6 protein-coding genes are annotated in these 13628 nt (G+C 54.7%); 1 reads left to right on the top strand and 5 read right to left on the bottom strand.

Going from position 1 to position 13628, the window contains the following annotated elements; all coding sequences use genetic code 11:
• Positions 1–5 precede the first annotated feature (5 nt).
• From NM686_RS11425 to NM686_RS11405, 5 genes are all read right to left on the bottom strand, one after another.
• Positions 6–5291 carry an RHS repeat-associated core domain-containing protein gene (locus NM686_RS11425; RefSeq protein WP_255187990.1) on the bottom strand — a complete coding sequence of 1762 codons (5286 nt, stop codon included), beginning with the start codon at positions 5289–5291 and terminating at the stop codon, positions 6–8.
• Between the two features lie 309 nt (positions 5292–5600).
• A complete protein-coding gene (locus NM686_RS11420) occupies positions 5601–7748 on the bottom strand; it encodes a YgiQ family radical SAM protein (RefSeq protein WP_255187989.1) in 2148 nt (715 codons plus the stop codon).
• A complete protein-coding gene (locus NM686_RS11415; RefSeq protein WP_255187988.1) occupies positions 7745–8578 on the bottom strand; it encodes a spermine/spermidine synthase domain-containing protein in 834 nt (277 codons plus the stop codon). The genes NM686_RS11420 and NM686_RS11415 overlap by 4 nt, the downstream gene beginning before the upstream one ends.
• Before the next feature lie 93 nt (positions 8579–8671).
• The gene (locus NM686_RS11410; protein WP_255187987.1) at positions 8672–10579 is read right to left on the bottom strand and encodes a serine/threonine-protein kinase; all 1908 of its coding nucleotides are present in this window, start codon (positions 10577–10579) and stop codon (positions 8672–8674) included.
• Positions 10580–10600: 21 nt separating this feature from the next.
• A complete protein-coding gene (locus NM686_RS11405) occupies positions 10601–12808 on the bottom strand; it encodes a sodium-translocating pyrophosphatase (RefSeq protein WP_255187986.1) in 2208 nt (735 codons plus the stop codon).
• 429 nt (positions 12809–13237) lie between these two features.
• Here NM686_RS11405 and NM686_RS11400 point away from each other — a divergent pair, with 429 nt between their 5' ends.
• Positions 13238–13624, top strand: coding sequence for a hypothetical protein (locus NM686_RS11400; RefSeq protein ID WP_255187985.1), 387 nt, complete (start codon positions 13238–13240; stop codon positions 13622–13624).
• Positions 13625–13628 lie beyond the last annotated feature (4 nt).

Genomic DNA, 13628 nt, shown 5'->3' with positions numbered 1-13628 from the left:
TTTCCTTAATTCACAAACGGCTCTATAGGAATTGCATCAGGCGGCAACTCATGGGGCTTCAGAACATATTTTTGTTTTTGCCAAAAACATTGGCAATTATTTGGATTTTGCTTGGCAATGAAAATATTATGATGCGACCCTGCAACTCCATGTTGAATCACGTCATCAGGCAGCACATCCAATGGTCGGTACCCCATCGTACCGACAGGGACAATACGGCCACTTACAGTTTTACACGGCGGGCAATCGTCATCCCTACATATATCACCAATTGCATCGATAGTATTCTCAATCACATCTGAAATCGGTTTCGTGCAATTGGTAGCAATACATGCCCCAACAATGATGGTTCCGCCGATGATGGCATCATCAGCTATAGCCACATTTCCGGTCGGATCAATATATCTGTTTGGATTTGCATTCGCGTAGAGATAGGTATTTAAGCCCCCTTCCAGTCCTATGGGATCACTCTGGACATATCTACCCGTGCTAGGATCATAGTACCGGTTCCAGTTGTAATACAACCCCGACTCCCGGTCGTAATACTGCCCCGGAAACCGCAAGTCGTTGTCGAGGGTTTCGCTGGTGACCACGGTTTGTCCGAACGGCGCGTAACTCGCCTGCCAGACGATATTTTGGTCTTGGTCGGTGATGACTTGCGGTGTTCCGAGGTGGTCGAGGTGGTAATAATAGGCGTTTAAACTGCGCTCGCGTTCGTCCAACCGGTACTCCTGGGGATGGCCCTGGGTTTTGTCCATGATATGGGCGAAGCCTTTGCCGTCTTCGGGCAGGTGCATCCAGCCTTTCAATGCCTGGTCCGCGCCTTGGCCGATGGCGAAATGGTAGACCGTGCCTGCGCCGGTGGTATCGATCTGCCATAAGGCGGCGTCGATGACGGTATCCAACACACTGCTGTCTTCCCGCAGCAGACGGATGCGCCGGGTGTTAATGTCGACACTCAGCTCGGCATCCCGGTGCGGTTGCGTGGAGAGAAAACGGTAAACGCCTTCAGGGTCGGTTCGATATTGAGCCAGCGGCTGTCCTTGCCAATACAGGGTGTTGTGCAGCAGTTCGCCGCCGCTGTTCAGTTGGGCGATGCGCCGGCCTTGCAAATCGTACAGGCTGTACTCGTTGCCTTCGCCGGTTTGTTTGACTACGCGTTGGCCTAGGCCGTTGTATTGGTAGGCGGCAATTTGGCTCTGGTCGCTTACGATGCTGGCCAGCCGGTTGTGCGGATCGTATTGGTAAGTATATCCGGCGCTACCCGCAGTTTTTTCGATCAGGTTGCCGGCGGCATCGTAGGTCAAGGCATTGTTAAGCCCGGCATCAGAGATAGACTGTAGCCGGTTACTGTCAGCGTCGATATTATAGTTTTCGCTATTTCGGACGGTGCGGTTGCCGTTGGCGTCGTATTGGTATGTGCTTGGAAACGGTCCGGCCGTTTGGCTTAGGCGATGCAAGGCATCGTATTGGTAAGTGCGGTTTTGCAGCGGTTCGAGCAGGTCGCTGATTGCGGCTATGTCGGAGGCCGGCGTGTACTGCCATTGCCGGTGGAATAGCGTTTGTTGGCCGGTCAGCGTCAGCTCGGCCAACCGGCTCAGGTCGTCCACTTGGCGTTGGTAATGAATGCCGTTGCCATATTGGAAGGCGGCGATGCCGTCGGCCGCGACCGGATGGTAGCTGACGCCGGAAACAACCGGAGTTTTGCCGCCGCCCGCCGTGCTGCCTATGCTCTCGACCCGGCCGTGGTTGTCGTATTGGTAGTCGAAGACTTGGCCGTTCGGGTAGACGTGTTGGGTCAACAGCCCTTGGCCCGGTTCGTAGCGATAGTCGTAGGCGAATTGTTGGCTGAAGGTTTTGCCGCCCAACGCGCTCAAGCCGGTATCCTGGCGTGCGATGTCGCCATAACGGTTATACTGCCATTGGGTTTGACCGGTCGGATCGCTCATTCCAGTGCGTTGGCCGATCGCGGTTTGACGCTGCTCGGTGCCGACGGCATCGCCGTAGTTGTCGCCGTCGTAATACCAGAGCAGGTTGTAGCTGCTGTCGGCATAGGTGACTGCAGTCAAGCGATTCAAGGCGTCGTAATGGTATTGGCTGAGGATGCCGCGGGCGTCGGTTTTTTGCACCGCTTGGCCGAGCACGTTATAGGCATAAGCGGTCAAGCCGCTGTCCGGACTGTCGGTTTGCAAGGTATTGCCGACTTCGTCCAATTGATAGCGGGTGACATGGCCGTTGGGGTCGGTCACGGCCACCAAGCGATTCGAGCGGTCGTAGCCGAAGTCGCTCGCCCCCTGGTCGGCGTCTATCATACTGGCCAAACGGCTCGTGCTTTGTTCGTAAACGTACCGGGTTTTGTGGCCGTCGGCATCGATCATCGCGGTTTTGCGGCCTTGGATGTCGTATTCGTAGTGGGTCGCGTGGTTTAACGGATCGGTAACCGTCAGTAAACGTCCGCTGGCGTCGTAGGCATAGCTGGTTTCCCGGCCCAGATGATCTTTTTCGCTGATTTTGCGGCGCAGCGCGTCGTAGGTGTAATGAGTTTCCCGGCCAAGGCGATCGCGAATTTTGACCAGGTCCAGCTTGTCCCAGGTGTATTCCACCGCGGTGCCGTCGTCATAACCCACGCTGAGCAGCCGGTTCAAGCCGTCGTAGTCTTGCGTGCGGGTGTGGCCGCCGGTATCGGTGTAGGCGACGACGCGGCCGATGTCGTCGTAAGCATATTGTTCGGTTTTGCCGGTCGGATAGCTTACTTTGACCAAATAGCCCAGCGCGTCGTATTCGTAGCGGGTAACATGGCCCAAGGCGTTGCGGCGGGTCAGTATTTGACCGGCGGCATTGTAGATGAAGGTGGTGCTATGGCCTAAACCGTCGGTGGCTCGGATCAGGTTATGATGGTCGTCCCATTCGAATTCGGCCACGGTTTCTTCAACGCCGTTACGCCATTTGACGATTTTCACCGGATCGATTTGGTTGTCGGCGTAGAGATAGCGGGTGACATGGCCTAACGGGCTTTTTTCCAGGGTTGGTTTGCCGAAGGCGTTGAATTCGCGGATGAAGATTTGCGAGCTGCCGTCGTCCAGTACCCGGCCAAGACGCGAAGGGTTTTCCTGGGAGATATTGTTTTCCGTTATAGCGGAGGTTTGTCCCGGATAGTTGAACCACACCCGATGTTCCAGGGGTTTTTTGAAGGTTTCCAATAAACCGCTGGTTTTGCTGTCCGGCGTGTGCAGCCAATGGGAAATTTCGGCTTTGGACATATTCCGCCCGTAGTCTTTATAGGTCTGTTTGTCCCAGTAGGCGGTGTTGCGGTAGTTGTGGTAAGCATTCAGGGTTAGGATGTTGCCGGTCGGCATGTCCGGCACGCTGCCGGATAGGCCTAGCGATTGGCCGTATTCGATGCGTTCTTGTTCGCCATAGGGATCGGTGACGATCAAGGTTCTGGAGGTACCGTTACCGTTATAAGCGAATCGGGTATCGCCATAGGGTGTGGTCATGACGTTGATGAAGTCGCCGCTGTCGTAGCCGAAGGCTGAGACGATGCCGACCGGGTCGGTAATGCTGGCTAAACGGCCGTTATTATCGTATTGGATAATCGCTTCTCGACCGAAGGGATCGCTGACTCGGGTGATCAATTTGGGGTTAGTGCCATGTTCATAAGACAGAATGGTCGTTCGTCCCACGGCATCGGTAATACCGGTCAGGCGCAATTGCGCGTCGTAGGTCAATTGTACGGCTTGGCCTTGCGGGTCGATTTTTTCGGTTAGGAACACCCGGCGTACCCCGCTGACGGCACCGTCGCTGAAACCGTAGATTTCTTTGGAGCCATCGGGTAACCGCCGTTCGTAAACGATCGGATTGCTGGAAACCCGGTAGAGCCTGGCGTTGTCCGCAACGCCTTTTTGGAATTCGCCGGTCGCCGTGTTGTAGTGTGCGTAATCGATAGCGCCGCCGCCGGCCGCTATGCGATTGACGACGGCGGACGGATTGGTCGGCACGTCTTGGATGTAGGTTAACCAGTTGTGGGTCCATTTGGGTCCCAAATTGCCGAAAGTAAAGTTGGCCGGCTGGCTGGCTTCGCGTTGATTGTAGGTGAATGTAAAGCGAATGGGATCGCCCAGCGGCGGCTTATAGCTGATCGGTGTATCGGTGATATTCAGGCTAACCAGCATGGTATGCACGTCGTAATAGGCCATGCCACCGCCAGTTCCATTCGGTTGATCGACGTTGTTGCACGGTTGTTGGGATATTTTGGCATCGCAGGTGGTTGTGCGGTTTGGATCGCTGCTGGCCGTATAACCTTGGCCGTAGACGTTCTCGGCTTGAGCGATGGGGGCCGCTTGCCAATCGCCGCCTAACCGGATGTCGCCTTCCGGTACTAAGAAATAGCCGCTGGCTTGGGCGTTGATGGCATCGGCGGTAAACCAGAGGTCTTGCCCGAAGGTCGGGTCTTGGATATGGTAAAGCTCGCCTTGCTTTTCGACGATGGCGGCATAATGGTTGACACGCCAATGGATCACGGACGGCACCGGAATATTTTGCCCGGCAGCACGATAGACCGTCCGGTAATGCATTTTTGCTTGTTCGGCCAATTGGCCTAATTCAATCAAATTAACGCCGTTGACGCCCGAACGGTAAGCATCGAGCACTTGCAACCCTTCCGCATCGGGTTGTTGCCATTTGAGCACGGAGTAAAGCGCCTTTGGACCGCACAAATAAGTGATGCCAGGATTATTACGCATCATCCACAAGCCTTCTTCGGCGCCGGCAACAGCAGCGGTGGCAGGTCCTGTGAACGCGCGGCCTTTGACGGAGGCCAATAAGCTTTCCACCAGGTCCGCGTGGCCCAAGCGAGCATGCATGCGGATGAGTTCGCCGAAGGCCCGGTCGGCTAAGGCTTTCGCTTCAGCTTCCTGATAGTCTTTGCTGAGTGTCCACGCCTGTTCGAAGGCGTCGAAGGTTTGGCTAAAATAACCGCTGCGGTAATAGGCCAAACCTAAATTCAACTGAATGGAGGCTTCCCAGGGCGTATTGCGGTTGAGTCGCCAGTATTGGGACAAGCGTTCCAAGTCAGTCGCTTCGGGCCGGATTTCCGGTTTTACCAGGGGAATCCAATCGGCTGTCGCCGCATTGAGATAGATCAGCGGTTCGTCGAATCCGGGAACCACGACGGGTTGCACAACGGAAACGGCATTCGAGGCATTGGTCCGCGTCGCACTGGGTGTGCAGGCCGCTAAATAGACCCCGAAAAACAAGACGAACAAACCTTGATAGAAATCCTGTGCTTTCATGAAACGCTTCCTTACTTCGATGGTGAAGGGCATTACCCGATTTTGGCAGAGTAATTTGAGCCGGTTCCGAAGCTCCTTCACCAAGCTCCGTGCCGGTTCGTTGAACGTCGCGCCGTTCCGATATCTGGACGGTACGTGACGAATGCCGTCAGCTTATATCATGCGCTAGGCGAGTAACGCAAGAACGCCGAAGGATGACAGTGAATTCAGAGATAAACCAATTGGTCAACTTGAAATCGATCTTTTTGCTGCAAGCCAGTGATCCAAAGGTTTCGGCGGAGTGCGGGGACAAACCGTTCTTTTGGTTAATTAACCCCGATATCTCCTCTTTTGCGGCCTGAAATTCTCGCCGGTATGCTTGGTGGCGAACGGGCGCTTAGCCATTTTTGAGGGTTGCGGCGCCGTTTCGCCCGTTTTGGGCTGAAAACTCGGGACCAAGTGGTGCTTGCCGTTGCCGATCAAATCGGCGCGGCCCATTTGTTTCAAGGCTTCGCGCAGCAGCGGCCAGTTTTTTGGGTCGTGGTAGCGCAAAAAGGCCTTGTGCAGTTTGCGTTGCTTCATGCTGCGCGGAATCGCGATGTCCGGCACGTTGCGACCGATCTTGTGCAAGGTATCCTTGCCGGAATGATACATCGCCGTGGCAATCGACATCGGCGACGGCAAAAAAGCCTGCACCTGGTCGGCTCTGAAGCCATTGCGTTTCAGCCACAAAGCCAGGTTCAACATGTCTTCGTCGGTGGTGCCCGGATGAGCCGCGATGAAGTACGGGATCAGGTATTGTTCCTTGCCGGCTTCTTTGGAATACTTGTCGAACATGGCCTTGAAGCGGTCGTAGGTGCCCATGCCAGGTTTCATCATTTTCGATAGCGGGCCTTGTTCGGTGTGTTCCGGGGCGATTTTCAGGTAGCCGCCGACGTGGTGGGTGACGAGTTCTTTCACATAAGCCGGGGTTTCCACGGCGATGTCGTAACGCAGGCCAGAAGCGATGAAGATTTTCTTGATGCCGGGCAGGGCGCGGGCACGACGATACAGCTTGATCAGCGGCGTCTGGTCGGTGTTCAGATTGTGGCAGATGCCCGGATAGACACAGGACGGTTTGCGGCAGGATGCCTCGATTTTCGGGTCCTTGCAGGCCAGGCGCCACATGTTGGCGGTCGGGCCGCCCAGGTCGGAGATATTGCCGGTGAAGTTGGGCGAGGTATCGCGGATGGTTTCGATCTCGCGGATGATCGAGTCTTCCGAACGATTCTGGATGATACGGCCTTCGTGCTCGGTGATGGAACAAAAACTGCAGCCGCCGAAGCAGCCGCGCATGATCAGCACCGAATGCTGGATCATCTCGAAGGCCGGAATGTTGGCCTTGCCGTAAGACTGATGCGGCAGGCGGGAATAAGGCAGGTCGAATACGCCGTCCATTTCCGGTGTGGTCAAGGGTAGCGGCGGCGGATTGATCCAGACTTCGCGGTTGCCGTGGCGCTGGATCAATGCGCGGGCGTTGCCGGGATTGGTTTCGCCATGCATCACGCGTGAGGCGTGCGCGTACAAAATCGGATCGTCCTTGACCGCATCGTAATCGGGCAGCCTAATCACGGTTTGCGCGCGGTTTTTGTTGGCGATGGGTTTGAATTGGATGACGTGTTCGTTCGGCTGTTGGGCGAATGAATTTGCCCCTACAGCCGGTTTGTCGTCACATGCCGGCATCTCCTGATAAGGATTCTGATGCACGATCGCTGCGCCGGGCTTGTCGATGTCGGTGGAGTCTTTTTCGATCCAGCCTTGCGGCACTTGCTTGACGAAATGCACGGTGCCGCGGATGCCTTTCAGATCATGGATGCTTTCGCCCTTGGCCAGGCGATGGGCAATTTCGACGATCTGGCGCTCGGCATTGCCGTAGACCAATAAGTCGGCTTTCGAGTCCAGCAGAATCGATTTGCGCACCTTGTCCGACCAGTAATCGTAATGGGCGATGCGACGCAGGCTGGCCTCGATGCCACCGATGATGATCGGCACGTTTTTATAGGCCTCGCGGCAGCGATGCGAATAGACGTTCACGGCACGGTCCGGACGCTTGCCGGCCTCGCCGTTAGCCGTATAGGCGTCGTTAGAGCGGATTTTCTTGTCCGAGGTATAGCGATTGACCATCGAGTCCATGTTGCCGCCGGTGACGCCGAAAAACAGCGTGGGCTGGCCGAGTTTTCTGAAGTCGGAGGCCGAGTGCCAGTCCGGCTGCGAGATGATGCCAACCCGAAACCCTTGCGCTTCCAATACTCGGCCTATCACCGCCATGCCAAAGCTTGGGTGATCGACATAAGCATCACCAGTCACCAAGATGATGTCGCAGGCGTCCCAGCCCAGTTGCTGCATTTCTTCCAGGCTCATCGGCAGTTCCGGCGCCGGACCGAAGCGGTGGGCCCAGTATTTTTTGTAGCCGAAGATGTTTGGCGCGTTGTGTATCATTTATGAATTACTCGGTTGATGACGCTGGGATTATTGCGTTTGAAATCTTGTAAAAAGGTGGAAAATTCCAGTTGGTATTGTTGTTCCAGGTGTTTGGCTTTTTCGCTCAAGTCCTTCATGCGCGGCTTGGGGAAGGTCTCGCCAAAGGCAAAGCCGATCACGTTGCCGCGGCCACGTACCGGTAGAAACAGGATGCGCCAATTGAACATGCGTCCCATGTTCCAGGTCACTTGCTGGAACATGTCCTTGTCGGTGCCCCACAAATTGATCACTAGCAGACCGTCTTTGCTCAGCAAGGTTCGGCAATTGTCGAAAAATTTTTCGCTGCTCACTTCTGGCGCCATGCCGGCATGATCGTAGGCATCGATCAGCATCAGATCATAGCGTTCAGCCTGTTCGCGGCTTTCGTGCCGCACATGTTGGGCGCCGCAGCCGATCTTGATTTTCAGGCGTGGATCGAAGGGCAGGCCGAAATGGCTGCGAGCGACTTTGAGCACGCTGCCGCGAAACTCCACGACTTTCAGGCGGCAGTCGGGGAACTGGTGCAGCATGAACTTGGCGATGGTGCCGCCGCCGAGGCCTATCATCAGCACTTCGCGCGGCTGGTCGTGAAACAACAGCCCGGCCATCATCGCTCTGGCATACAAGGAATGCAGGCGGTTGGGATCGGCCAGCAGCATGCTGCTTTGCCGGGAAGTTGAGCCGAAGTGCAGGGCGCGTTCGCCGTTGTTTTCGACGACTTCTATGATGCCTTCGTCGTCATGGCTTTGGTGAATGACCAGGCCGTCGTATTTGTACATGCGATGCAGCGAATAATGAAAAGCCGCCATTTTCCTTGAAAATCCGGCGCTTGTCTTGCGATTCGTTCGGTTTGAGAGAGATTTTCGCGACTGGCTGTGTCCGGCAATGGCCAAGGCAATCGATCAGTCACCGATATTCATTTCCGACAAGGAAGACGGGGGAGATGTTTTTTTTTGCATATAGGCATAACTGACGATCACCTTCCAGCTGTGATCGGGGCCGAATTTGATCGAATCCCAGGCGGCGATCTTGTGGGTTTCGCTGTCGCCGTCACCGATGGAGTAATAGCCGATGCTGTCATCGTCGGTCAACATCAGGCGACCGAAGGCCTGCAGGGACGGCGAGCGGTAGTTGTCGACGTCGGTGAACAGATTGGTGGCGATATATTGCGGCGACTCATCAAACAAGATCAGGCCGTCGTTGCGCATGATCCAAATGTTACGCCGATGCTTATCTGATTGCGTATTCAGCGGCAGGAAATCCGGCAACACTTTTTCCGGATACAGACGGGCTTCCAGATACTGGATTACCTGGCCGTTCCTCAAAACAGGCACCCGGTAAATCAAGGCCAGGCGCTGGTTTTCGAATTGCGTGATCGGCCGCTCGACGGTTTGCGCGTCGTCGCCGTCCTTGCTGAATAACAGTGAGATTTCGTCCGCGTTACGCAATGAAAACGATTCGAAACGGGGATATTGGCGATGCAATTGCGTCAGCAAGGGTTCGTTGGCTTGCGGTTCGGCCGTATCGATTTGACGCGCGGCTTGTTTCAAATCGGTAAAAAGACGGCTTGTGCGGGTTGAGATAGCCGCCGCGATGTCCCGTGCCTGTTGTTGCGAGCGTTCACCAAAAGCCGTCAGTACGACCAGGGATTCCTCGGCCTGGAGTTTGGCCTGCTCCATTTGTTTGGCGTAATAAAGCGAGAAACCGGCGCCCGCCAGAACGGTGCACATCAACAAACCGGCCATCACGACCAGGGTTTTGTTCTGATTCAGAAAACGGCGCAATAACTCCTGCCTGGAATAGGCATAGATGTTGACCATGCGGCCTTCGCGAAAGGCTTTTAATTCCGCGGCCAATTCGCCGGCATCGGCAAAACGTTCTTCAGCCTGTTTGTGCATGGCTTTGTCACATATCGCGATCAATTCCGGTTGCGCATTGGGATTGGCTTGCTTTGCCGACGGCGAGTTTTGCGGGGAGGCGATTTGGTTTTTGATGTCTTCCAGGGTTCCGTGATAGGGCAGTGTGCCGGTCAGGATGCGGTACAGAATGACACCCAGGCTGTAAACATCGCTGGCCTTGCTGGCAAAACCCTGGAATTGCTCCGGCGCCATGTAGGCCGGGGTGCCCATGACTTCAGACGTGCTTTGGTCGCTGAAGGTGTGGCGTTGATGAGTCAGCACTTCCCGGTAGAAATAGGTGTTGTCGCGATCTTCGACCACTTGCGCCAATCCCCAATCCAGCACGATGGTTTCGCCATAGCTGCCGCTGATGATGTTGGCGGGCTTCAGGTCGCGGTGTATCACACCCTTGGCATGAGCATAGGCGACCGTGTCGCAAACCGCGATCAGTATGTCGAGTAATTTCAGGCGCCTGGCGAAAGCCGTCTCGTTTTCAGTGGCCACGCATTTTTTTAGCGATCTTTCCAGGGTTTCGCCTTTGACATAGCGCATCACATAATACGGCTGGCCATCGCTACGCTTCCCCAGTTCGTATACCGGCACGACACCGGGATGTTCCAGCTTGCCGGTGATTTTGGCTTCATGGATGAAGGTATTGGTGACTTCGGCGTTGGCCGGATCGTTCAGCGCATATTCATCCAGCAGCTCCTTGACGGCTACCCGGCGGCCTATGGTTTCGTCGTAGGCCAGCGAGACGCGGCCGATGCCGCCTTGGTCGATCAAATCCAGAATCGTCAAATGATCGGAAAGCCGAAGTTTATGGTTTCGAACGCCGGCCGGTGTTTCGGGAGGCAGAACGGTCAGGTCATCGTCCGCGACTGGATTCAAGGTATCAAGGTTAGGGAAGATCATTGGCTGAAAGTCATGGCATCTTCAAAACAAGCTCCAGGCCGACGTCAGGCCTGCCATCACGATAGCCACCATGCTCATCAGCTTGATCAGGATATTCAAGGAAGGGCCCGAGGTGTCCTTGAACGGGTCGCCGACGGTATCGCCAACCACGCAGGCTTTGTGCGCGTCCGAGCCCTTGCCGCCCAAGTGACCTTCTTCGACGTATTTCTTGGCGTTGTCCCAGGCGCCGCCGGCGTTGGCCATGAAAATTGCCAACACGAAGCCGGTCGAAAGCCCGCCTATCAATAAACCCATCACGCCGGCAACGCCGAACACGACGCCTGTAAGGGTAGGGACTAGCAAGGCCAGTACCGAAGGCAACAACATTTCTCTTTGCGCGCTTTGCGTGGAAATCTCGACGCAACGCGCATAGTCGGGTTTAGCGCTGCCTTCCAAAATGCCCTTGATGTCGCGAAACTGGCGGCGCACTTCCTCCACCATTTTTTGCGCGGCGCGGCCGACCGCATTCATCGTCAAACCGCAGAATACAAAAGCCATCATCGATCCCAAAAACATGCCAATCAACACCTTGGGATTCATCAACGAGACTTGATAGTAATTCATGAAGTCGATGAAACCAGCCTGTTGGGTAGCTATCGAATCGCCGTGGGTAAATGTCAGCGTGGTTTGACCAAGACGCAGCAAGCCGATTCTGATTTCTTCGATATAGGATGCAAGCAAGACTAGTGCCGTCAGTGCCGCCGAACCGATTGCAAAGCCCTTACCGGTAGCGGCCGTGGTGTTTCCCAAAGCATCGAGTGCATCGGTACGTTTGCGCACTTCCTGGCCCAAACCACTCATTTCGGCGTTGCCGCCGGCGTTATCCGCGATGGGCCCGTAAGCGTCTGTCGCCAGCGTGATACCCAGGGTCGACAACATGCCCACGGCGGCAATACCGATGCCATAGAGCCCGAGGCTTAAATTTTCAGCGCTCAATAGATGTTGCACATCAAATTCGATGGCGCATAAAAAAGACGCCATGATGGCGGCGCCAATGGTCATGACCGGTAAAGCCGTTGAAATCATGCCAATGCCCAACCCGGAAATGATCACGGTGGCGGGCCCGGTTGCCGAGCTTTCGGCGATTTTTTGCGTCGGACGATAGGAGTGCGAAGTGTAATATTCGGCGCCTTGACCTATGATGATGCCGGCAATCAGGCCGCAGACGACGGCGGACGACAAACCCAGCCAATTATGCAGTTCAATGCCGTACAGTATTCCGTAAACCGCCAGCGCCGTTAGCAGCGAGCTGAGATTGACGCCGCGGTTCAAGGCGCTCATCAATTGTTTCATGTCGGCATTTTCGTGGGTTTTGACCAGCAAAATCCCGAGGATGGACAATAAAACGCCCGCGGCAGCGATCAGCATCGGCGCAAAAACCGCTTTCAGTTGCATTTCCGGGTTCAAGGCAAACGCCGAGGCCCCCAGGGCTGCCGTCGCCAAAATGGAGCCGCAGTAGGATTCGTAAAGATCGGCTCCCATTCCGGCCACGTCGCCCACGTTATCGCCGACATTATCGGCAATGGTTGCCGGATTGCGTGGATCGTCCTCAGGAATGCCCGCTTCCACTTTGCCGACCAGATCCGCGCCAACGTCGGCCGCCTTGGTGTAAATGCCCCCGCCGACCCTGGCAAACAAGGCTTGAGTCGATGCCCCCATGCCAAAGGTCAGCATCGTAGTGGTAACGATGATCAACTTATGCCCCGGCTCGTTGTCATCGATGAAATAATCCAGCACCCAATACCAAGCCGATATGTCAACCAGCGCCAGACCGACCACGACCAAGCCCATCACAGCGCCGGAACGGAATGCGATTTGCAGCCCTTGGTTCAGTGATTTAGAGGCTGCATGAGCGGTACGGGCCGAAGCATACGTCGCCGTTTTCATGCCGAAGAAACCTGCCAAGCCTGAAAAGAAACCGCCGCTTAGAAAAGCGAAGGGAACCCAGGGGTTTTGCACGCCAAAATAGGCCATCAGCGAAAACAGCAGAGCCAGTACCATGAATACGATAAAAACCACCTTGTATTGCTGCTTCAAATAGGACATGGCCCCCACTCGCACATACCCGGCGATTTGCCGCATGGTGTCGTTGCCTTCGCTTTCTCGCATCATTTGTTTGAAGAAAAAGAATGCGAAAGCCAAGGCGATGATGGCGGAAGCTGGCACTGCAAGGAAAATGATGTCAGTCATAGGGTTCTCGAAAAACGAATGAACGGGCTGTTGAAATACTCAAATTCACCGCCACTTCTCACTATCGGGTTGCAAAGCTGCGGGATGCGTAGAGGATAATACTGGTTGTCCAATGTCTTATCCACCGATGTAATGCAAGACTTATGAAAAAACGAGTCACCGATACCGATTCTGGTTGTTCGGTGAAAATAGGATAAAAGTGACAAATCATTGATGTAATGAGCGTTTTACATAGTGCTTACCGTGATGTATTCACGCGTCCATTCGTCGACGAACCAAGCCAGTTTGGTTTGAATACGCTCAAGAGTTGGGATATTTCCTGGCTTTCCGTGAAGGGGGGACGCGCGACTCTGCCGCGCTTGGTTGTCGCTTTTTGGCCGCATCGCGTAAAATCCCCTGTAAACGATTTTTAAGCCATGGAGTTAAGTAATGAAATATTCATTAATCGCTGCGCTGCTGTTAGCTGCCAATTTGGCTTTCGCCGCAGACGCTGCTGAAGAAGAGTGGAATGAAACCAGTTTGAACGAGGAAACCATCCAAAAGATTCAGCAAGCACAGTTTATCTATAAAAAATGCGTGGTCGATGCGATGCAAAAACCGGAAGTTGCCAAGATGGAAAGCCGCCATGCCACCGATGAGATCATTAAATCGTGCGAACCAAGCCTGGGCGAGATGCGCAAAGTCTATATCGATGTCAAGGTGCCTGGCGTCGTGGCCGATCGGCATATGAAAAAATTGAGAATCCAGGTCACTCGCAATTTGCTGCAGGAACTGATGTACCAAGAAGCTGCAAGAAAATCCGGCCAACTACAATAACTGA

The sequence above is a fragment of the Methylomonas rapida genome, assembly GCF_024360925.2.
In the GTDB taxonomy this organism is placed as follows: Bacteria; Pseudomonadota; Gammaproteobacteria; order Methylococcales; family Methylomonadaceae; genus Methylomonas; species Methylomonas rapida.
Note: the sequence above shows the minus strand (reverse complement) of the source record. Positions and strands in the feature narration are given on the sequence as shown.